Annotated in this window: 18 protein-coding genes; 7 read left to right on the forward strand and 11 right to left on the reverse strand. The window is 63.6% G+C overall.

Going from position 1 to position 20,815, the window contains the following annotated elements:
• Window positions 1-47: 47 nt before the first annotated feature.
• Window positions 48-1,280: a TIGR01906 family membrane protein gene (locus tag BMY91_RS05845; RefSeq protein WP_256212613.1), complete on the reverse strand. Its 1,233-nt coding sequence runs from the start codon at window positions 1,278-1,280 to the stop codon at window positions 48-50.
• Window positions 1,281-1,439: 159 nt separating this feature from the next.
• On the reverse strand, window positions 1,440-2,432 hold the full coding sequence (locus BMY91_RS05850) for a stage II sporulation protein M (RefSeq protein WP_177179853.1): 993 nt from the start codon (window positions 2,430-2,432) through the stop codon (window positions 1,440-1,442).
• Between the two features lie 106 nt (window positions 2,433-2,538).
• On the opposite strand from BMY91_RS05850, the gene BMY91_RS05855 reads away from it, so the two are divergent.
• On the forward strand, window positions 2,539-3,342 hold the full coding sequence (locus BMY91_RS05855; protein WP_090819754.1) for an RDD family protein: 804 nt from the start codon (window positions 2,539-2,541) through the stop codon (window positions 3,340-3,342).
• A 5-nt stretch (window positions 3,343-3,347) separates the two neighbouring features.
• Here BMY91_RS05855 and BMY91_RS05860 read toward each other — a convergent pair whose 3' ends face one another.
• From BMY91_RS05860 to BMY91_RS05885, 5 genes are all read right to left on the reverse strand, one after another.
• A complete protein-coding gene (locus tag BMY91_RS05860; protein ID WP_090819757.1) occupies window positions 3,348-4,172 on the reverse strand; it encodes a pentapeptide repeat-containing protein in 825 nt (274 codons plus the stop codon).
• A gap of 187 nt (window positions 4,173-4,359) precedes the next feature.
• Complete coding sequence (locus BMY91_RS05870; RefSeq protein WP_090819764.1) at window positions 4,360-5,580, reverse strand: L,D-transpeptidase; 1,221 nt, start codon at window positions 5,578-5,580, stop codon at window positions 4,360-4,362.
• 117 nt (window positions 5,581-5,697) lie between these two features.
• Window positions 5,698-7,176, reverse strand: coding sequence for an adenosylhomocysteinase (gene ahcY, locus BMY91_RS05875; RefSeq protein WP_090819767.1), 1,479 nt, complete (start codon window positions 7,174-7,176; stop codon window positions 5,698-5,700).
• Between the two features lie 44 nt (window positions 7,177-7,220).
• Window positions 7,221-7,439, reverse strand: a complete 219-nt coding sequence (locus BMY91_RS05880; RefSeq protein WP_090819770.1) for a Trm112 family protein — start codon at window positions 7,437-7,439, stop codon at window positions 7,221-7,223.
• Between the two features lie 202 nt (window positions 7,440-7,641).
• Window positions 7,642-8,040: a DUF3499 domain-containing protein gene (locus BMY91_RS05885; RefSeq protein ID WP_090819773.1), complete on the reverse strand. Its 399-nt coding sequence runs from the start codon at window positions 8,038-8,040 to the stop codon at window positions 7,642-7,644.
• Between the two features lie 120 nt (window positions 8,041-8,160).
• Here BMY91_RS05885 and BMY91_RS05890 point away from each other — a divergent pair, with 120 nt between their 5' ends.
• The gene (locus BMY91_RS05890; RefSeq protein WP_090819776.1) at window positions 8,161-8,679 is read left to right on the forward strand and encodes a metallopeptidase family protein; all 519 of its coding nucleotides are present in this window, start codon (window positions 8,161-8,163) and stop codon (window positions 8,677-8,679) included.
• Between the two features lie 39 nt (window positions 8,680-8,718).
• On the opposite strand, the gene BMY91_RS05895 is transcribed toward BMY91_RS05890, so the two are convergent.
• From BMY91_RS05895 to BMY91_RS05905, 3 genes are read right to left on the reverse strand one after another with little or no spacing between them, the layout of a single operon-like run.
• Window positions 8,719-10,356: a DUF5719 family protein gene (locus BMY91_RS05895; RefSeq protein ID WP_256212614.1), complete on the reverse strand. Its 1,638-nt coding sequence runs from the start codon at window positions 10,354-10,356 to the stop codon at window positions 8,719-8,721.
• Window positions 10,349-13,717: a glycosyltransferase family 2 protein gene (locus BMY91_RS05900; protein ID WP_090819782.1), complete on the reverse strand. Its 3,369-nt coding sequence runs from the start codon at window positions 13,715-13,717 to the stop codon at window positions 10,349-10,351. The genes BMY91_RS05895 and BMY91_RS05900 overlap by 8 nt, the downstream gene beginning before the upstream one ends.
• Window positions 13,718-13,728: 11 nt before the next feature.
• Window positions 13,729-14,274, reverse strand: coding sequence for a WhiB family transcriptional regulator (locus tag BMY91_RS05905; protein WP_090819785.1), 546 nt, complete (start codon window positions 14,272-14,274; stop codon window positions 13,729-13,731).
• Window positions 14,275-14,650: 376 nt separating this feature from the next.
• Here BMY91_RS05905 and BMY91_RS05910 point away from each other — a divergent pair, with 376 nt between their 5' ends.
• The gene (locus BMY91_RS05910) at window positions 14,651-15,346 is read left to right on the forward strand and encodes a TIGR03089 family protein (RefSeq protein ID WP_090819788.1); all 696 of its coding nucleotides are present in this window, start codon (window positions 14,651-14,653) and stop codon (window positions 15,344-15,346) included.
• A 3-nt stretch (window positions 15,347-15,349) separates the two neighbouring features.
• Here BMY91_RS05910 and BMY91_RS05915 read toward each other — a convergent pair whose 3' ends face one another.
• On the reverse strand, window positions 15,350-15,919 hold the full coding sequence (locus BMY91_RS05915) for a GtrA family protein (protein ID WP_090819791.1): 570 nt from the start codon (window positions 15,917-15,919) through the stop codon (window positions 15,350-15,352).
• A 203-nt stretch (window positions 15,920-16,122) separates the two neighbouring features.
• Between BMY91_RS05915 and BMY91_RS05920 the strand changes: the two genes are divergently transcribed.
• Genes BMY91_RS05920 through manA form a run of 4 tightly spaced genes read left to right on the forward strand, consistent with a single transcriptional unit; the run spans window position 16,123 to window position 20,812 of the window.
• Window positions 16,123-17,310: a 5-(carboxyamino)imidazole ribonucleotide synthase gene (locus BMY91_RS05920; RefSeq protein ID WP_090819794.1), complete on the forward strand. Its 1,188-nt coding sequence runs from the start codon at window positions 16,123-16,125 to the stop codon at window positions 17,308-17,310.
• Complete coding sequence (purE, locus tag BMY91_RS05925) at window positions 17,307-17,870, forward strand: 5-(carboxyamino)imidazole ribonucleotide mutase (protein ID WP_090819797.1); 564 nt, start codon at window positions 17,307-17,309, stop codon at window positions 17,868-17,870. Before BMY91_RS05920 ends, purE begins: the two co-directional genes overlap by 4 nt.
• Before the next feature lie 20 nt (window positions 17,871-17,890).
• The gene (locus tag BMY91_RS05930; protein WP_090819800.1) at window positions 17,891-19,507 is read left to right on the forward strand and encodes an LCP family protein; all 1,617 of its coding nucleotides are present in this window, start codon (window positions 17,891-17,893) and stop codon (window positions 19,505-19,507) included.
• Between the two features lie 54 nt (window positions 19,508-19,561).
• Window positions 19,562-20,812, forward strand: a complete 1,251-nt coding sequence (gene manA / locus BMY91_RS05935) for a mannose-6-phosphate isomerase, class I (protein ID WP_090819803.1) — start codon at window positions 19,562-19,564, stop codon at window positions 20,810-20,812.
• Window positions 20,813-20,815 lie beyond the last annotated feature (3 nt).

The following is a 20,815-nucleotide window of genomic DNA, read 5'->3' on the forward strand; positions in this document are numbered from 1 at the left end:
CACCCGGGCGTCCCCGGATCACCACGTGGTGGCGCTACCTCGCGGTTCTACCGCTTGGCGTCCGTCGATTCCTTGACGTCGTGCTCGTGGGCAGTCAACCCGGCAGCTTCCTCCGGTTCCCTGGTGGTCTCGCCGTCTGATTCTGTGCCGGCGACTCCCCGGCGCCGCTTGGTGGGCCACGTCATTATGAAAGTCAGCGTTGCCGCAAGGAACACCAACGCGCCGATGACGATGCCTGCGTCAACCCAGAACTGCCCCGGGAAGAGGCGGATAAGAGTGTCCTCCAAAGAGAACGTCCACGTGCCGTTGGCGAAGAAGATCCGGTGGAACTCGGTGAAGAACTGCTGCCAGCTCAGGGCTGCCAGAACGGCAAGCCCAATGATGATGACCAGCGTGACGATGGAGCCGGCAAAGAGACCGCGACGGACCCCGCCGCTGCTCCGCTTACGAAGGTAGATGATGGCGATGATGCTGAGGATGATGAGCAACAAACCTGCGCCGAAAGATGAGAGGATCACCAGTTTGACGTCGGCCATGTGGGCTACTTCGCTGTCCTTAAACAGCTTTGCGCCGTCCTGGTTGACCAAGCCACCCAGGTAGCGGGGACCGGCCCAGTTACTCAGGTAGTCCACGGCATACGAGCCGTACGTCATGCGGTCGTCAGTGCTGAAGCCGTAACCGTCGCCGGGAAAACCGGGTCGGTTGTACTCCACCCAGAGGAAAAGGGGGCTGGTGACGGCCCTGACAGCCAGCACCAAGAGCACCACCGGGAAGAAAACAGCCAGGAGGACCTGGAATACCCGGGGCCCGATCGGCTTCACCTTTGCTGCCTGCTCGCGTTCGGCATTGCGTCTGGCCACTTCGTCTTCCGGCGGACGGACCTGGAGGGCCGACGTCGGCAATGGTTCCGAATAGTGCGACGGCTGCTTTTCTGTGGACGTACTGGCCAGCGTGTCCGCGAACAGCGGCGGCTCGGCCTCTGTGTCAGCGGCCTCCGCAGCCTTGCGATCCGCACGGCTTTCGGGCTGGCCTGTTCCTGCTGACGTTGTGCTTGCCGTCCCCGAGCTTGCTGAAGCCGCCGGAGTGGACCCCGTAGTGGTGGATGCAGGAGCTGCCGGGGACTGCTGGGCAGCCGCGGCTGTGGGTACGTCCTTGCCCGCAGGAGCTGCCGAGGAGGCACCGCTGGACGCCTTCGGCTTCATCCAGTCGAAGGCCGGTTCGTTGGGGTCCTCGTGGACGTCCGTGTCCGGTTCTTGTGGTTTCGGGCTCTTGTCGCTCACAGCGGGTTTCACTTCCGTAGGCATCCACCGGCGATTTGGGGTGCGGCCGGCTCTCTTGTCTGCATTCGAGCCTACCGCCCGGCAATACGCAGACACGCGGAGCCACCCCGGCTGCGACCAGATCGCAACGCAACTGTAAGGTCTCCGCGTCTGTCAGGTCTAGGCGGCGATGCTGCGATAACCGGCGTCGTGGGCTTCCAGGTCCCCCGTGACACCGGCACGGGCTGCCCGCCCGCCAAGAACCAGGGTGTACACCCAATAACCAGCCAGGACCAAGGCCCCAATGGTGATCTTGGCCCATACCGGGAGCGGACTCGGCGTCACGAAGCCCTCCACAATTCCGGAAATGAGCAGGACCAGCACCAAACCGAGGGCAATGGTGATCAAGGACCGTCCTTCATCGGCCACGGCCTGGATCCGTGTTCTGGGACCCGGACGCACCATGGCCCAAAAGATCTTGAGCCCGGCCGCGCACGCAATGAAGACCGCAGTGAGTTCCATCAGCCCGTGCGGAAGGATGTAGCTGAAGAAGACATCCACCTTCCCCGTCGCGATGAAGAGCCCCGCCGCCATTCCCGTGCTTTGCGCGTTCATGAAGAGGATGAATGGCACCCAGAATCCTGTGACGCCGAACGCCACCGCCTGCGCAGAGATCCAGGCATTGTTGGTCCACACGGCCCCGGCGAAGGACGCTGCAGGATTCTCCGAGTAGTAGTCAATGAAGTCTTCCTCCACGTACTGCTGCACTTTCGCATCACTGGCTACTGCCCTGAGCGCTTCGGTTGAGGTACCTATCCACAGTGCGTAGGCCCCTGCGACCAGCACGAACGCGATACCACACCATAAAGTCAGCCACCGGATCCGATAGAACGCGGCCGGGAGGGAGATGACGAAGAACCGTGCCAGGTCCTCCATGAAGTTCGACCTCGCTCCCGTGAACCGGGTCCGTGCCTGCGCCAGTGCAGCAGACAAGGAAGCCGACAAGCCGGTCTCGGGAGCCACCGAGCGAATCAGGGACAGATGGCTGGACACCGTTTGGTACAGGCGCAGCAGTTCGTCCGCTTCAGCTCCCGTCAGCCGCCGCTTGTGCGCCAGGAAATGAAGCCGGGCCCACTTGTCCCCATGTACGGCCGAGAAGGCATCGATGTCCACGGCACCACCCTAGCGCCTGTTCCAGCCACTGGGTCAGAGCCGCGGCTAGACTCGAGATGCGGGCACGCCGGGCGCCTGCATTGTTTGCGGGTCATGGGGGCGGAGCATGAGTTCAATCATCACGGGCGAGGCAGTGGTCCTTGAGTTGCGCCCTGCATCCTTTGCCGCCCGTGGCCTCGGCCTCATCATCGATGTCGTCTCCCAACTCGTCCTCGCGGTTCTCCTCATCATCCTGATCTCGGCAGCCTCCCGCGACCTCGACGATTCCGCCATCCGGGCCCTCATCCTCAGCAGTGTCGTTTTCTCCTTCGTCGTGGCTCCGGTTGCCGTTGAGACGCTCACCCGAGGACGATCCCTGGGCAAGCTCGCCACAGGTCTCCGCATTGTCCGCGACGATGGCGGTTCCATCCGCTTCCGGCATGCCCTCATCCGTGGACTCCTTGGCTTCCTGGAGATCTACATGACCTTCGGGGGCCTCGCCATTGGCGTTGCGCTGTTCAATGACAAGTCCAAACGGCTCGGTGACATCGTTGCCGGCACCTATTCGCTACGGCAACGGGTCCCTTCCAAGCCCCGGATCATGCCCGTAGCTCCCCACTATCTGCAGTCCTGGGCAGCAATGGCGGATATTGGGAGAGTGCCCGACGCCACCGCACGCCGGGCGGGTACGTTCGTGCAGCAGGCCTACCTCATGGCCCCCGCGTCACGGGTCACCATGGCTGTCTCCCTCGCCTCCGAACTCGCCCGGTACGTCGCCCCGCCGCCGCCCGCCGGGACCATCCCCGAGGACTACATAGGGGCGGTCCTCGGGGAACGGCGTAACCGCGAACTGGTCCGGCTTCGCCAAGCCGAGCAAAGGAACGCGAGCGTCGGTGAACGGCTGCGCAAGCTGCCGTTCACCAACCACTAGCGCCCCTACTCCCAGTGGTCCGGAGTGGTGATTCGTGGCGGCAGGAGTGTCCGCCTGTCACCTTCCGCAGCGTTGACCTGGGGTTGGGTCAGGTAGAGCGCCTTTGACAGGTCCGCTCCACTGAACTGCGTTCCCCGGAGATCTGCTCCCAGGAGATCTGCCGCCGTCAGGTCGCTGCTGCTCAGGTTTGCTCCGATCAGGTTGGCGCCGCGGAGATCGACTCCGCACCATCGTTGGTTCGCAAGGTCCGCCCCCATCAGGTCGGCGCCCGCGCAGGGCCCGCCGTCGGGTGCGTCCTTATCCTCTGCTGCATAGGCGGCGCGGACTTCCTCACTGACCTCCATCAGAAGTGTCCGCACCTCGGCATGCAAGCTTTCGACGTCGGTGCCGAGGATCGCTGAAGCGTCGCCCAGGGCGGTGGTGGCTATACGCCGGGAAAGACCGTCCGCCGCCACAGCGAGGTCCGGATCGAAGGTCCGCTGCTGGGCTTCAGCCAGGTACCAGAGCATCTCGTGCAATTGCCTGACCACCTTGAAGACGGCGAACATCGACGCTGCGGATGACGGGTCATCAACCCAACTGGTCCCGGCGAAGGTGCGTTGGGACACCACTTGGCCGGCCCCGAAGCAATCGAAAACAGTGCAGCCCCGGAAGCCCCGGGGCCGTAGGCGCTGGTGGATGGCACAGGAGAAATCCTCCGCCATGTTCGGGCAGGCTGTGGCAGCCGGTTTGTCTACTGCGAAGTCAGCTGAGCGGGCAAATCCGAGCGCTGTACAGCACAGCGCAAAGCAGTCACCGCACTCCGGGCGAAGAGTTGGTTTTGTGGTCATGGGTGCTCCAAGGGGTGAAGAGGGATCCGGGGGAAGGAGCCGGGGAACCCGCAAACGGGTTCCCCTCAGGGACACCCGGAATCACCACAGAGGGCAGCACAAAATAGAGGGCCAGCGCAGGGTCAGCACTCGAGGAATGGGTCAAAGCGTGCAGGAAATAATCACTGCTTCGATCCTAACCGCAGGATTACCGCTGGGCGTAGCTGGCCCAGGGAATGTTCCAGTCGCCAAAGCCTTCCAGCGGTTCCACCGCCGGCGCTCCAGTATTCAGGATCTGGACCACGTCACCGGTCTTCATATTGTTGAAGAACCACGCAGCGTCATCCGGCAACAGGCCCACGCACCCATGGGAAACGTTCACCCTCCCAATGGCACCCCAGGCGGACTCCAGTGCCTGGTGGACATAGACGCCGGACCAGGTGAGGCGGTTGGCATAGTCCACCACCATCGGGGCGTAGTAGCCCTTGTCCCCCGGCTTCAGGCCAATGCTGCCGGCGTTGAAGTTGGACTTGCGCTCCTGCTCCAGGATCACCGCGTACCCCGTAGGTGAGAGCCAGTCTTCGCCACCCAGCGACACAGGAGCGGTGTGGACGAGTTGCCCATCGGAGTACACGTTCATGGTCTTGGTGGTGTCATCCACCACGGCCACCCGCTGGGGGCCAGTGGTGAACGTGGAGACCACGTCCCCGTTTCCGATCATCTTGTTGCCAAAATCCACGCCCAGGAGTTTCATGTCCACGGTGACGGTGGTGCCGGAGGCCCAGAAGGCTTCTGGACGGATCCGGACTTTTTTGTCCGAATACCAGTGCCAGGCCACGGGTTGGCCGGAGGAAACAGTGATGGCAACCCGCTTTTCCATGGCGGCTTTGTCCACGATTGGTTCGCTGAAGTTGATTTCGATGGGTTGCCCGGAGCCCGCAGTGGTCCCGTTGCGGGGATAAATGGAGGCATCGGCCTCGTATGCTGCCGAGACCGTAGTGAAGGTCTGGGACTTCTTGGTTTCCTTCCCGGCGGTGTCAACCACAGTGAAGGAGTAGCTGTACTGGGTCTTGAACTTGAGCACATCGAGAGTGGTCCAGGTGCTGCCGTCGGGGCTGATTTTGCCCTGCACGGGAGTGCCGCCGTCTACGGGCGCCAGCACGACGTCCTTGACCTTGCCGTTGACAGCTTTGATCTGCGGACCAACCACCGGGTTCCATTCCACGGCGCCGTCAAGGGGGGTGATCCCCAGCTCAACGGGCTTGGCTTCCACTGTGGGAGTCGCTGAAGGAGCCGATCCGGCATCCTGGGTGGAGCCGGGCAACAATCCGGGCACCGTAGCCACCCCGATGCCGCCCACCACAATAGCGGCGCAGATCCCTGCGATGGCAAGGATCTTGCCCGTTTTCCGTTTGGCGACTTCCGTCATGGTTCCTGTCTTCCTGTCCCCCGGCAAGCAATACTGAACACCCAATTCTAGCGGAAAGGCCGGCCACGCTGGTCGCGTGTCCGGCCTTTCGCCATCGATTGGGGTAATCCGCTGCGCTTAGTAGCGGTAGTGCTCCGGCTTGTACGGCCCCGCAACGTCAAGGTCGAGGTAATCAGCCTGGTCCTTGCTCAGTTCCGTCAGTTCGACGCCCAAGGCATCCAGGTGGAGTCGGGCTACTTTTTCGTCCAGGATCTTCGGAAGGACGTAGACCTGCTTCCCGTATTCCCGCTCCCCGGCCGGCTGATCCTTCTTGGTCCAGAGTTCGATCTGGGCGATGGTCTGGTTGGCGAAGGAGTTACTCATCACGAACGACGGGTGGCCGGTGGCGTTGCCCAGGTTCAGGAGGCGGCCCTCGGACAGCACAATGATGGAACGCTCCGAGGCACTTCCGGAGTCGAACACCCACTCGTGGACCTGCGGCTTGATTTCCACCTTCTTGACGCCGGCAATCTTCGCGAGCCCGGCAATGTCGATCTCGTTGTCAAAGTGGCCGATGTTGCCAACAATCGCTTTGTTCTTCATACCCAGCATGTGCTCGGCCATGATGACGTCCTTGTTGCCCGTGGTGGTGATGAAAATGTCACCCTGGGCCAGCACGGATTCCAGCTTGGCAACCTGGTACCCGTCCATGGCGGCCTGCAAGGCACAGATGGGATCAATTTCGGTGACGATCACGCGCGAACCCTGGCCCCGCAGCGCCTCCGCTGCGCCCTTCCCAACGTCGCCATAACCGCAGACGACGGCCACCTTGCCCCCCATGAGGACATCCGTGGCGCGGTTGATGCCGTCCGGCAGCGAGTGACGGATGCCGTACTTGTTGTCGAACTTGCTCTTGGTGACGGAGTCGTTGACGTTGATGGCCGGGAACAGCAATTTGCCCTGTTCTGCCAGCTGGTAGAGGCGGTGGACACCGGTGGTGGTCTCCTCGGTAACGCCCTCAATGCGCGCAGCCAGCCGTGTCCATTTCTGCGGATCAGCGGCGAGGGTCCTGCGGAGGAGGTCCAGAATGAGGACGTATTCCTCGGGATCTTCCTCAGTGGCTGCGGGGACAGCGCCCGCGGCTTCGAAGTCGACGCCCTTGTGCAGCAGCAGCGTGGCGTCGCCGCCGTCGTCGAGAATCATGTTGGGGCCCAACTCCGGGTTGGTGTCGGCGCCGGGCCAGGTGAGGATCTGCTCGGCAGTCCACCAGTATTCCTCCAAGGTTTCACCCTTCCAGGCGAAGACTGGAACACCCTGCGGGTCTTCCGGGGTTCCCTTGCCCACCACGACGGCGGCGGCGGCTTCATCCTGGGTGGAGAAGATGTTGCAGGAGGCCCAGCGGACCTCGGCGCCCAAAGCCGTGAGGGTCTCGATGAGAACGGCGGTCTGCACGGTCATGTGCAAGGAACCGGCGATCCGTGCGCCCTTGAGCGGCTGCGAGGCACCGAACTCTGCCCGGAGGGACATGAGGCCCGGCATTTCGTGCTCGGCGAGACGGATCTGGTGGCGGCCGGCCTCCGCGAGGGTGATGTCAGCCACTTTGAAATCGAAAGTCATGAAATTCCTTAGGGGTACCGTGCGGGATTGATGAGGGAGGCTGATTAGGCCTTCGAATCGTGCTGACTGGATGAGGCTGCGTTGGCTGCGGCCAGCAGTTCCGGGCGAAGGAGCAACGGGATGCCGTCCTCGATGGAGTAGCGGAGCTTTTCACCGTTGTCGGCGGCCGTGGTGGCTACCAGCTCCTCGCCCTCCTGGACCAGCGGTGAACCCGTCACGGGGCAGCGCAGGATGGACAACAGTTCAGGACTGACCTTTGGCATGAATGATGCTCCCTGGGTGGCGCCGGCGTGGCGCCGCTGGCGGATTTATCTGCAGATTCCAGCCTACCGTGCAGGATCATGCCCTTCGGAGCACAGCGAAGAATTGAGTCCCGCAGCTGGTCAGGGCATCAACGCCAAGCCTCTGGGTCCCACGTTGCTGGGTCCCACGTTGCTGGGTTCCAGGCCGCTGGGTTTCAGGCCGCTAGGATGGTTCGCGCAGGATCCGCAAGTGCCCGCGGCGGGTTCCTTCGACGGCCACGGGCGGCTCCATCTGTGCGTGGCTGTGCCGGGCGGGTGCCTCCGGGGCTGCCGAAGCCGCCTCACGGACCGCGTTGGCCAGTGCCAGCAGGTCATCCGGGCCCGGTTCCGGCGGAGTGGTGGGCATCGCCAGACGCAGGACTTCCCACCCCCGGGGAACGGTGAGGCTTTCGGCGTGCTGCGAGCACAAGTCGTAGGCATGGGGCTCGGCATACGTCGCGAGCGGACCAAGGACGGCGGTTGACTCTGCGTACACGTACGTCAAAGTAGCCACCGCAGACTGGCGGCAGGCTGATCTTGAACACTGACGAATGGCACCCACAACATCCCAGATTAGCGCCATTTGGCATTCGCCATGCGCATTGGCGCCTGTGGCCCGCCAACTTTGCGTCCTCATCAACAGCTGCGGCGCGGTGTGGCCCATGATGTCGCGCTGTGGGTGCGCCGGGACTAAAGTCGATATATGCAGTCACAGCCACATGTTCCCGGGTTCAACATCCGGTGGACTGACGCCGATGGCGATCAGGCAGAGCAACACGCCGATTCGGGCGGGCGTGGTTTCCGGCGCCGGCGGCGCAACCGCCACGGACGCGGACTGCGTGGGGAACTCATGCTTCCCAACCTCCCCGGTTTCCGCACCCGTTCCGAAAGGTTCGATGACATGGTGCTGGACTCGGCGGAGCGGCTCCAGGATATGTGGGGCAAGCAACTCGACGGCGTTCTCTTTGCCGTCGATGAGATTCCTCCCAACCTCGAGCAGCTGGTCGCCACTGGCGAACGCGCCCCGATGGGTTCCTATACGCCCGGTGGACGGGGCGAGGCGCCCATGATTACTGTCTACCGGCGAGTGGTGGAGCAAGCCACCAACACCCGCGAAGAACTGCAGGACCTGGTCCATGACGTCGTGGTGGAGTACACAGCCGAAATGCTGGGAGTGCCGCCGGAGACGCTGGACCCGGTATACCGCCGTCGTTATCAATAACGACGACGGCACCCGGCTGCCGATTGCTGGTGCGGTGGGCTAGTAGCCCACCGAGACCGGAACCTTCTCCAGTCCCGCCGCGGCGTCCTGGATGGCAACGACCGAAACGTCGGACCGCCCCTGTTTGCCCAGGAGAAGCGCGCCATAAATGGGGTCTCCGGACGCCGACACAATGTAGCCCGCTACCAGCGCATCGCCTGACTTCGCAGGCAGCTCGATCAACGAGGTGGTGCCGCCCGACATGTCGACGTCAACGGCCTTGCCCACTGTGCCGTCGGCCGTCACCGGAGCGTAGCTGACAGTACCTCGCCCCTCGGGCACACCGAAGCTGAGGAATCGCTGGCCATCCCGGGGAACAGCCACCAGGTGCTGGCTGCCCAGCCGTGCCGACGACGGTGACCACGCGAAGTCGGTTGCTTCCTCCGCTTTGGCACCGCGTGTGATCCGGGTGGATGCCACGAAGGACACGTCCGAGCTCGCCTTCACCGTGTAGTTTCCTGCCGGAACGCCGTCGAGGTTCACAGTGGCCACGGACCCGCCCTTGACCGTGACTACTCCCCCGCTGGGAATCTTGCGCTCACCGTTGGCGCCGTAGAGGCTCACTTGCACCACGGCATCGGTGGAGCCGGGAACCGCGATCTGCAGAGCGGGCACAGCGTCGGCAAAACCGGACTTGCCGGCCAGTGCCTTGCTTGCCGCAGGGTCCTGGATATCGACGCCGGACATCACCTGCAGGTTGGACGGTCCGGTGCCCGGCGAAAGGTACTCCACCCCACCGGGAGCAAGCCCACGCAACACGCTCTGTTGGATGGTTCCGGCAACCGGACCGCCGGTGCTGCGGACGTGGACGGCGAGTTGCGATTCGCCCGGGGCCAGACCTGCGAGGTTGACGGAGCGGGTTGTGCCTGGAGCCACCAAGAGTCCCCGGGCACCCGGTGCCTGGATCTGGCCCTGGTACCCGAAGAGGTCCAGGTTTACCGTTGCCGGGGTCTCGGAAGCGTTGCTCAGATTCAGGACGGCAGTACGACCCACGGCCGTGTTGGCACCGAGAATCCACGCGTCGTTGCCGGGAGCCCGGCATTGGGCCGAAGCAAGGCCGCGGAGATCGCCGTCCGTGGCCGAGTAGCTGAGATTGGCTGCCAGGGAGGCCTGCTCATTTCCCAAAGGATCGGCCTGCACCACTGCCGGCGATGTCACCGGGCTAATGGATGCCACTCCTGCAGCCAACACTGGCGGGCCAGCGGTTGGCGTGGGGGTGCTCGTAGGTGCCTTGGCGATCTCAGCCACGGAGCCACCGCCCAGCGAGGTCACTTTGCTACCGGGTACGGTGCCCGCCGGGTTGCTGAGCACCACCGCGTTGAGGGCGCTGCTGGCGGTAGTGGATACCGGGCTGAAATCGGCATCCGTACCCACCACGGTGCCATTGACCAGCCGTGCGGGTTCCGGGCAGACGCCCACGGCGCGTCCCGCAGGAACATCGGCCTGCCGAATGTCCAACGTGGTGCCGCCAGAGGGCTCCGGCATCATTGACGTCGCCGCAACAGCGCCTCCACCGGCAGCGAGGATCACTACTGCCGAGAGGACGCCAGTGACGACGCCCCTGTTGGAGCTCCGTGAGCCCTTGCTGGTGCTGCGCGCCGTTTTCTCATCGACCTGCTGCTTCGGGTCGTCAGACACTGCTGTACTCCTTACGGAGGGAGACTTCATCCCTCGACATGCCGGTTCGTGTGCGGCGTGCGGGCATCGGAATGGCCAGCAATACTGTCAATCCGATCACCACGGCCTGCAGGATTCCGAACCACAGGGCCCAGGGGTTGGTGTAGCGAATTTCCAGGTCGCCGCCAGCGGCCGGGAGCTCAAAGGCCTGCGACCAACCGGCGGTGGTGCCTTTCAGCTGACGGCCATCCAGCCATGCGGACCAGCCGGGATCGGAGCGTTCGGCGAGGACAACTTTGCGTCCCTCCTCACCCGAGGGCACCGTGGCATCCACGGACACTTCCTCGGAAGGCAGCGTGCCCACTGTCGCATTCTTGGAATCGACAATCCGCACGCGGTGCGCAGCGTCCGCGGCAGTTGCCGCAGGCTGGTTCCGCGGCGTGACGCGCCACAGCCACCCGGCGTCGGTCTGGCCCACAGCAACCAGTCCGGGGACGGCGTCGATCCTGCTGGCAGTCAACTGGGCTGCGCTGTCTGCCGCCTTAAGAACCACGAAACCCGCACCGAGCTGCTCAAGGTCGGCACGAGGATCCACGCCCGTGCTCGCAACGATGGTTGCCACCGCCTTGCGGAGAGACGCAGTGGCAGCATCGTCTGTTGCAATCTCCTCGCGACCCGGTGCACCAATGATGGTTCGGGCAGAGGCGATGGTGGACAGGCCGTCCAGGGTTGTCCCGGCACCGCGCATGAGGGACGACGTAAAGGCGCCCTGCTCACCGCTGGTGATCACCAGAGTCCGCGTGCGCTCGGGGCCCTGGCCACGGTCGACGGCGGTAGCCGGCAACGTGCCGGAGTCCACCGGCCATACCTGCCGTTCGGAGCCAAGGGAGGACGCCTGCCCCGCTGGGTTAGGTGCCGGGCTCGCCCCTGGCGCTGGCGAAGTTTGGAGGACGTTCTGGGCCGCCCAGGCGCCCATGCTTGCCAGCGGGCCGGCAACCAGAAGCGTCAAGACCACCCCGGAAGCGACGCGCCGCAGCGGCAGCTTTGGCCGGTCCGAGTCGCTCGTCCGGCGGGGAGCCGTAAAGATCTTCTCGGCACCAATGACGGCCGCAGCCAGAAGCAACATGCCCGCGGCCGATACTGCGGGGCCTGTATAGGGTCCAACAATCACGTTGTTGTTCACACCGGTGGCCACGTGCCCCACCAGCCAACCACTCACAAGGATGGCCAATGCGGCGAGCCAGAAAACCCTGGCCAGGGCAGTGCGCTTACCGGGGAGGAACAAGGCCGTCACCGCAAGGATCAGGACTGGTGCGCTGACCAGCAATGCCAGCAGCAAAGCCCAAGGCATAGCTCCAGGACCGAAGAACGCCAATCCGGTCAGGCCGCCGTCGATGTCGAAGGCCAACGGCTGGCCCAACAGTTGCTGCCACAACGGCGATGCCTCAAAAGTGAGGGGGACGCCGGGATCAGCGAGCAAAGCGCGGGGCCGGTCCAGCACGGAAATGCCGTAGGGAAGGAAGATGGCAATGGTGGGCAGGAGGGACCACCACAATGTTTTGCCCCGTTGTCCAAGGATCACGGCGGCCAGGATCACGGCAACGGCGATCGGTCCCATCAATGATGGAGCCGAGGCTGTGACCACCGCCATGGCCAAGCCGGCTGCCGCTGCAGCTGTCCACGACGGCGTTCCGTTGATCCCCGGCTTCCCGAGAATCGGAGCGGGCCGTCTGCTCAGCGCCGTACCCACCTGGGAATGGCCCTGGCCGATGGCAGATCCCGAGGCCCGCAACAGGGAAAGGAGGAGCAGGGGCATCATCACGTGCGCGAAAAGCGCTCCCACCCGGCCATCGTTGATGGCAATCAGGAGCGCGGGCGCGGCGGACCAGGCGAGTGCGGCCACAGTCCGGAACCGGCGTTTGGTGGTCAGGGCCCCAGCGGCGAACCAGGCACCCAACGCTGACAAGGGCATGGCGAGGACCAGCAGCCACGCCATTGCCGAATTTCCGTCACCGCCGCCGAAGAGGGACAACAACCACAGCACGTATCCAAAGGGATCACCGTGCCCGGGCAGTCCTGCCCCGAGGGAGATCCACCACGTGGATGCGTTGGCCCAGATCTCTGCCGGCGCCGCGGACAACGGCAGTAATCCGCCACCGGCAACCGTGCCGGAGCGGACCAGTCCCAGCAAGCCAACCAAGGCGGCGGCAAGGGCCAGCAGGGCAGCAGCAACAGCGCCCGTTCCCACCCAGCCACGTTCATTGGTTGCCAGCGCTGCGAAGTCATCCGCAGCGTCTCCGCTGGGTTCAGGGGCCAGGAGATCAGAGACGGCGGCGTTGTCGTCACTGGGGCGGATCGCTTCCAGCAGCGATCGCCGGTTGGCCCGGACCTCACGGGTAGACGTTTGAAGGCCGCGGATCACGGATCGGTGGACACGTCGCGTCGCGGCCGCCACGCGACGGCCCTTGACGACTGCCAGCGGCCGGATGAGGGCGGCCACGGTAGCGGTGAACTGGGAGAAGCCATAGCCCGGTTCCTTGACCAGGATGCTCAATACCAGCCGGACAATGGCGCCGAACAGGGCTCCGATGGCCTGGAACGGCACATTCCACCACGGCGTGTGTTTGAGCCGCACGTGGATTTGGGCTTTTCGGGCCGCGGAGGAGGTACCCAATCCGTGGGGACGGTGCTCTACATGGAACATGCGGGCGCTGGGAACTACCACCACGCGATTGCCGGCAAGCCAGTTGCGCCAGCAGAAGTCCACATCGTCGCCACTTCCGGGCAACGCAGGATCAAAGCCCTGCAACTGTTCCCAGACGTCGCGGCGGATCAACATGCCGGCAGAATTCACGGCAAAGGTATCCGAGCGGGCGTCGTACTGCCCCTGGTCCACTTCGTCCGCGTCGATCAATGTCAGCCGTTCAGCCCAACGGCTCGTGGAAAGGCCTACGTCCACCAGGTGCCGCTCGTTATCCCAGCCGAGCTGCTTGCAGCCCGCCACCGTGACCGAGGGAGCCCGCTCCACTGCATGGAGCAGCTCGGCCAACGCATCCGGCGCCGGGGCCGCATCATCATGCAGGAGCCAGATCCACTGGACACTTTTGGTTTGGCTGGCTGGGCCGTCTGTCGCGGCCCCTGCCGGAGCCAGCTCTTGAAGGCCTGCCTGCACAGCTGCACCAAAGCCGGACTTAGCCTGCTGGAAGGTGGTGACGTTGCCTTGGCCACAGGCTTCGCGGAGCAAGTCCAGCGAATTGTCCGTGGACCCTGTATCAATGCCAATGGCGGCATCTGCCGAACGCGTCTGGTCCGACAGTGCCGCCAATGTCCTGGGGAGATAATCGCCGCCGTTGTGGGATACCACAACAGCAGTGACATGCACTTCCTTGAGAATTAGACCGCTCGCTTCCTTAGCCGACGACGTTCCCGCTCAGAGAGTCCGCCCCAAATACCGAACCGCTCGTCATTGGCGAGGGCATACTCCAAGCACTGCGAACGGACGTTGCACGCGCCGCAGACTTTCTTGGCGTCCCTCGTTGATCCGCCCTTTTCAGGGAAAAAGGCTTCCGGATCCGTTTGCGCACACAGCGCATCGGTCTGCCACCCAAGTTCGCCTTCGTCGTCGAAGTCGTCTTGGCCGGGAAGGCCGATCCACACCGGCTGCCCCGGCGTTTCCAGCTGACGACGCAACTCCATGGGAGGGTCATCCACATCTTCTTCCGGCCCGGCCGGCAAATCACCGATCAATGCCTCATGTGCAGCCAGGAGAGCAGTCGCCTGATCCTCCAATGACTCCTGCACATTCTGGTTGTATCGGTCTGCCGCTTCCGGATCCGCCGGGTCCACGTACCAATCCCCCGGCACTTCCCGCGAACGGTATTTCACCGACGCATGTTCTGCGACGACTGCATCTTCCTGGATACGCAACGCTTGCCCCATGGCGTCCCTCCTGAGTTTGCAGCTGCTGCTTGGATGTATTTCCGATTCCCGGTGGCGTTCCGGTCCTCTGTGCAGCGGCGTTGATTACTAATTACACGCGTGTAACTACCCACCAGTCAAGCCGCGCCGGGATAATAATCAAGAATCTGTAGAAACGTGGGATGCGCCACGCCCAACATTTTGGCCGCGCCGCCTTGCGCCCCCGCGGAAAATGGAAGTGCCGGATCGGATGAGATGAACTTTCATTGAATTTCCGCGGAAATTCGATCAGGGTCCAGCTGGGGCCCAACGATTGGACAAAATACCCTGTGGCACATCTCACAATCGAGGTACTGAGGCCCAAGACGGAGCTGGGTGACCGTGGCAAGATTGACGCATGAGCATCCCCGCAGCGAACCTGATGACAGCCCTGCGATCGGGCCATTCAACATCACCACGGCTCACGTGGTACGGGCCCGACTCCGAGCGGGTGGAGCTCTCCGGCCGTGTGCTGGACAACTGGGTGGCCAAAACCAGCAACCTGCTGCAGGACGAGCTGGACGCAGAACCCGGGATGGCTGTCCGGCTGGATCTGCCCGCGCACTGGAAGTCCTTCGTCTGGGCACTTGCGGCGTGGCAGCTGGGCATGGAGGTTGTCTTCGATGGCACTTCTGCCGATCTCCTGGTGACAGACAATCCCGACGACGGTGCCGGGGCCGCCTTCGACGCGGTGGTCGCCGTCCCGCTCGCGGCACTGGCGATGCGTTGGCCAGGTGAGCTGCCGTCCGGCGTCGTGGATTATGCGGCGGAAGTCCGCTCCCATGGCGACGTCTTCATGGCCCACAACGAGCCCGGCACGGAGTTGCCTGCCGTCCGGGGCGCAGCGGCGCTTTCGCATGAAGCCCTGATTGAGGGCTTTGCCTCCAACCAGGACCCCGGAGTCCGGCTTCTGGTACGCGCCACGGATGGGCTGGAGTCATGCCTGGCGGCGTCGTTGGGAGCCTGGAAAGAGGACGGGTCCGTGGTGCTGGTGCACCCGGACCTTGCGGTCACCGATCATTTGCTGGAAAACGAGCGCGTCAGCCGCCCGTAACCATCAAACGTTCTTGACGGAAGGCGCCTCGCCCGTGGCAGGGTTGCTGGAGCCTGGCTCGGCGGCAATCTTGGCCTTGTGATGCAGTTCGATGATCTCGTGGTCGTGCGAGTACTCGGGCTCGGCGTCCAGCTCTTCGTTGAACACCCAGAAGCGGTAGGCGAAGAAGCGGAAAATGGTACCCAGAATCAGGCCCACAACGCTGCCGGCGATAAACAGTGACGGCTTGTCGTTAAGGTCAAGGATGTACTTGGCGAACCATACACAGCCCGAGGCAATGAGAAGCCCAACGAGGTTCATGACGGCAAAGAGGACCGCTTCACGGACCACGTTGGCCTGCTTGCGGTGGCGGAACGTCCAGAAGCGATTGGCAACCCAGGAGAATACACTTGCCACAATGGTCGCAATGGCCTTCGCCCACACTTCACTGCCGTGCATCGGACCGGAGAAAAGCCAGATGAAGACGGCCGAGTCAATGACAAAAGCAACACCGCCGACGGCGCCGAACTTGGCAACCTCGCGCCAGAAAAGCGAGGCAAGTCCGCGGATGCGATCTGCAAGTGTGGTGATCATGACCCTCCATGGCCGTTTGAAAAGTGGGCCGATGGGCCAAGCCCATTTTAGCGCCCATTTCCCGACGCTGCCCCTTAGGGAGCTGTGAGAACGCCGATAAAGGCCCCTCCTCAGGCGTTGAAAGGCGTTGCCTCCTGCCCAAAAAGCTGCCAAAAGAACGGCAGAATCAGTGATCCTGCCGCCGGTTCGGTAGGCTGAACATTGTGACTTTTCCAGTAATTGGCGTTGTTGGCGGCGGCCAACTCGCACGAATGATGGCTCCGCCCGCTACCGCCCTGGGCTTCGAACTCCGTGTTTTGGCTGAAGGCGAGGACGTTTCGGCTGTAGCTGTTGTGGCCCAAGCCCCCATCGGCGACTATAAGGATCTGGAGGCCCTCCTTGAGTTCTCCAAGGGCCTGGATGTCCTGACCTTTGACCACGAACACGTTCCCACCGGGCACCTGCAGGCATTGTTGGATGCCGGCGTCAACGTCCAGCCAGGCCCCGATGCCTTGGTCAACGCCCAAGACAAGCTGGTGATGCGCGCTGCGATCGACCGCCTCGGCCTCCCCAACCCGGAGTGGTCTGCCGTCCACAACGTTGACGAGCTGGTGGCCTTCGGCGACAGGATCGGCTGGCCCGTCGTCCTGAAGACCCCTCGCGGCGGTTACGACGGCAAGGGCGTCAGAATCGTGGACTCCGCGGACGAGGCCCTGGAAACCTCGGACTGGTTCCAGGCCATGAGCCCCTTGCTCGCTGAGGCAAAGGTTGACTTCAGCCGCGAGCTCTCTGCCTTGGTGGCACGTACACCCAGTGGCGAGTCCCGGGCTTGGCCCGTTGTCCACACCATCCAGGTGGACGGTGTCTGCGATGAAGTCATTGCACCTGCCCAGAATATTTCCCTCGATGTGGCTGCGGCCGCCGAGGAAGCTGCACTCCGGATCGCCAATGAACTCGGCGTCACCGGCGTCATGGCCGCCGAACTGTTCGAAACTCCCGGAGTTGGCGCCGGCTTCCTCATCAATGAGCTCGCCATGCGCCCCCACAACACCGGACACTGGACACAGGATGGCTCCATCACCAGCCAGTTCGAGCAGCACCTGCGCGCGGTGTTGGACCTGCCGCTGGGCGCAACGGACGCCTTGGCCCCGGTAACGGTCATGAAGAACTTCCTGGGTGGAGAGAACCAGGACCTCTTCAAAGCATTCCCCATGGCCCTTGCCTATGAGCCTGCGGCCAAGGTGCACTCCTATGGCAAGTCAGTCCGGCCCGGCCGCAAGATCGGGCACGTGAACCTCGTTGGCAGTTCGGTTTCCGACGTCGACTCCGTCCGCCAGCGCGCTACGGCCGTGGCCAACATCATCCGTGACGGCCGCCGGCCGGAGCAGACCACCCTTGAGGAGACCGCATGACATCAGAATCAACTGCCCCGCTGGTAGGGCTCGTGATGGGTTCGGACTCCGATTGGCCGGTCATGGAAGCCGCCGCGGACGCCCTGGCCGAGTTTGGCATTCCCTTTGAAGCCGACGTCGTCTCGGCGCACCGGATGCCCACCGAAATGATCCGGTACGGTCAGACCGCCCATGAACGCGGTTTGCGCGTCATCATCGCCGGAGCGGGCGGTGCCGCCCACCTTCCCGGCATGCTCGCCTCCGTCACGCCGCTTCCGGTCATCGGCGTTCCGGTTCCGCTGAAGACCTTGGACGGCATGGATTCACTCCTGTCCATCGTCCAGATGCCCGCTGGTGTTCCCGTGGCTACCGTCTCCATCGCCGGCGCCCGGAACGCTGGACTCCTCGCCGTGCGCATGTTGGCATCCGGAACCGATGAACTGGCCGCCAAGCTGCGCACCGACCTTCTGGCCTTCGCCCAGGAACTGAACGACGTCGCCACCAAGAAGGGCGAAAACCTCCGTCATAAGGTCGAGGAAGTCTTCTCCCCTGCCAACGCTTCGGCCCGGAGCTCCCGCTAGGAAGGCAGCGGTTGACTACCATGCACAAGACCTCGAATCAGCCCGGTTCTGCCCTGACTGATCCTGTCCGGTATCCGTCCGGGGCATCCGCTCCGGTGCGGACCAAACGCGCCTTCGTGCTGGTTCTCCTCACACTCTTCGTTCCCGGCAGCGCCCAGATCGTGGCGGGCGACCGCAAACTTGGCCGCAATGCATTGCGCGTCACGCTCACAGTCTGGGCATTGGCCCTGGTGACGCTCTTGATCGCCCTGGTCAACCGGACCATGCTGCTGAGCATCGCCACCCACCCGGTGGGATCGCTGGTGATCATCGTGGTCCTGGTGGCGTTGGCTCTTGGCTGGGCCTACTTGTTCCTCAATACTTTCCGGATTATCAGGCCCGCGCTTCTGGCACCGGGAATGCGCCCCATCATCGCCGTGGTGGTAGCAGTGTCCACAGTCCTGGCCAGCGGCTCGTTGGGTTACATCGCCTACGTCCTGAACGTGAGCCGCAACGCGATCGGCAGCATCTTCCAGGCGGGCCCGGCCATTGATCCTGTGGACGGGCGTTACAACTTCCTCATGATGGGTGGCGATGCCGGAGACGACAGGACAGGCCGCCGCCCGGACAGCCTCTCAGTGATCAGCGTTGATGCGAAAACGGGCGAGAGCGCCATCATCTCTGTGCCCCGCAACCTCCAAAACGCACAGTTCAGCGAGGGCTCGCCGATGCGCGGGATCTACCCCGAGGGCTATAACTGCGGCGACGAGTGCCTCATCAACGCCGTCAACACCGAAGTCACCAACAATTACAAAGATCTGTACCCCGGCGTCGCCGATCCCGGAGCCCAAGCAACGTTGGAGGCTGTGTCCGGCACCTTGGGCATCACCGTCCAGGCGTATGTCCTGGTGGACATGGACGGATTCGCCAAGCTCATCGACGCGATGGGCGGAATACGCATCAAGGCCGGCGGGTGGGTGCCCATCAGTGGTCCCGTTACTGACGAGGCCAACGGAATCCACGGCATGCCTGATGGCTGGATCCCGGCAGGCGACCAGCACCTGGATGGCTTTCACGCCCTGTGGTACGGCCGTTCACGCGAGTTCGTGGATGACTACGCGCGCATTGCGCGCCAGCAGTGTGTCCAGCAGGCGATGCTCAAGCAGCTGGATCCAGCTACTCTCCTGACCAAGTTCGAGGACATCGCCAACGCCGGCACCAAAGTGGTTGATTCCAACATTTCCTCCAACCAGCTCGGCAGCTTTGTGGACCTGGCACTGAAGTCGAAGAACCAGCCGGTCAAGCGCCTCACCATTGGGCCTCCGGACTTTGATGCCTCCTTCTCCACGGTCCCTGACTTCGACCTGATCCATTCCAAGGTTCAGGACGTCCTGGCGTCGTCCAACGCACCCAAGGCGAGTGACGCCGTCGTTTCCCATGACCGGGCAGCAGCCGGTACCGTCATGGCCGCCGGCCCAACGGCCGGGCTCCTGCCCGCAAGTCAGTTGCCTTCGCCGTCTGCCGATTTCACCCCGGTGACCACCACGCCCGATGGCACGCCCATCACCATCGAATTGTTGAACGGCCTCAAGGCGCAAGGTGACGAGCAAGGCATCCGCGACCTCGTGGCAACCAACGGACAGTGCGCACCGCTGTAAGCTGGCTGGTCGGCGTCACCCCACGTTCAGCGCAACGAATAAGGACTTTCTTTCGTGTATCAAATTGAGAATGTTTTGCGACCCTACGCGTGGGGTTCGACGACGGCGATCGCCGGTTTGCTGGGTCGGCCCGCTTCAGGTGGTCCGGAGGCCGAACTGTGGATCGGAGCCCACCCGGACTCCCCTTCCACAGCGATTCACCCCAACGGTGTGACCCAACCCCTCGATGCTCTGATCGCCTCTGATCCCGGCCACTTCCTGGGGTCAGAGAGCATGGCGGAGTTCGGACCCAGGCTCCCTTTCCTCACCAAGCTCCTCGCTGCCGGGAAGCCGTTGTCCCTGCAGGTGCACCCCAGCAGGGACCAGGCCCGCGACGGCTTCGCCAGGGAGAATGCAGCCGGGATACCCGCAGACGCCGCCGAGCGCAATTACCGCGATGACAACCACAAGCCGGAAATGATCTTTGCCCTCACGCCGTTCAAGGCACTCTGCGGATTCCGTTCACCAGCCGCTTCGCGGAGTATCTTCGAGCACCTGCGCGACGTACTGGATTCCGCCGCGGTTGAGGTTCCTGCGATCATCAACCACGTGATCTCGGATCTGGGCCAGTCCGATGCCAACGCAGCCTTGAAGGCCGCTTTCAGCCGCCTGATCCAAGGCGGGAGCCCGGTCTCCGACGCGATTAACGAGGTGGTCGCGGTGCTGTCGGCGGGAGCCCCGCTTGAGCCGCACCGCGAAGCCCTGACGGCCATGGTGGACATCAACGAGGCCTTCCCCGACGATCCAGGGGTCCTCATCTCGCTCCTCCTCAACCACCTGTCCCTGGAGCCCGGAGACGTCGTGTACTTGCCGGCGGGCAATGTCCACGCTTATCTGCACGGCCTCGGCGTGGAGGTCATGGCGTCTTCTGACAACGTGCTCCGAGGCGGTCTCACCCCCAAGCACGTGGACGTTGGGGAACTGCTGAAGACCATCCGGTTCGAAGCGCTCGGTGTGCCCCATGTCCAGGCCAGCGGCACCGAATTCGGGCAGGAGTTGTACCGCCCGCCGTTCAAGGAGTTCCAACTCCAGCGCATTGAACTTGGCCCCGGGGCTGAACCGGTGCCGTTGGCGCAAAGTGGCCCGGCCGTCGTCGTGGTGGTCGCCGGGTCGGTGATGCTCGACTCCCCCAAGAGTGACCTCCTGCTCAAGCGCGGTGCAGCAGCATTCATCCCGGACGCCGAAGCCCCCGTCAACGTCCATCCTGTCCAGGGCGCTACGGACACCAGCATCGCTTTCGCGGTAACCACAGGTCTGGGGAACTGATTC

The sequence above is a fragment of the Arthrobacter sp. yr096 genome (assembly GCF_900108925.1).
In the GTDB taxonomy this organism is placed as follows: Bacteria; Actinomycetota; Actinomycetes; order Actinomycetales; family Micrococcaceae; genus Arthrobacter.

Excerpts from the sequence above, each read along its gene's own strand:
- BMY91_RS05890 (WP_090819776.1), top strand. The coding sequence starts at position 8,161 with ATGCAGTCACAGCCACATGTTCCCGGGTTCAACATCCGGTGGACTGAC.
- BMY91_RS05855 (WP_090819754.1), top strand. The coding sequence starts at position 2,539 with ATGAGTTCAATCATCACGGGCGAGGCAGTGGTCCTTGAGTTGCGCCCT.
- purE (WP_090819797.1), top strand. The coding sequence starts at position 17,307 with ATGACATCAGAATCAACTGCCCCGCTGGTAGGGCTCGTGATGGGTTCG.
- BMY91_RS05885 (WP_090819773.1), bottom strand. The coding sequence starts at position 8,040 with ATGGCGCTAATCTGGGATGTTGTGGGTGCCATTCGTCAGTGTTCAAGA.
- BMY91_RS05910 (WP_090819788.1), top strand. The coding sequence starts at position 14,651 with ATGAGCATCCCCGCAGCGAACCTGATGACAGCCCTGCGATCGGGCCAT.
- ahcY (WP_090819767.1), bottom strand. The coding sequence starts at position 7,176 with ATGACTTTCGATTTCAAAGTGGCTGACATCACCCTCGCGGAGGCCGGC.
- BMY91_RS05915 (WP_090819791.1), bottom strand. The coding sequence starts at position 15,919 with ATGATCACCACACTTGCAGATCGCATCCGCGGACTTGCCTCGCTTTTC.
- BMY91_RS05860 (WP_090819757.1), bottom strand. The coding sequence starts at position 4,172 with ATGACCACAAAACCAACTCTTCGCCCGGAGTGCGGTGACTGCTTTGCG.
- BMY91_RS05905 (WP_090819785.1), bottom strand. The coding sequence starts at position 14,274 with ATGGGGCAAGCGTTGCGTATCCAGGAAGATGCAGTCGTCGCAGAACAT.
- BMY91_RS05930 (WP_090819800.1), top strand. The coding sequence starts at position 17,891 with ATGCACAAGACCTCGAATCAGCCCGGTTCTGCCCTGACTGATCCTGTC.
- BMY91_RS05870 (WP_090819764.1), bottom strand. The coding sequence starts at position 5,580 with ATGACGGAAGTCGCCAAACGGAAAACGGGCAAGATCCTTGCCATCGCA.
- BMY91_RS05880 (WP_090819770.1), bottom strand. The coding sequence starts at position 7,439 with ATGCCAAAGGTCAGTCCTGAACTGTTGTCCATCCTGCGCTGCCCCGTG.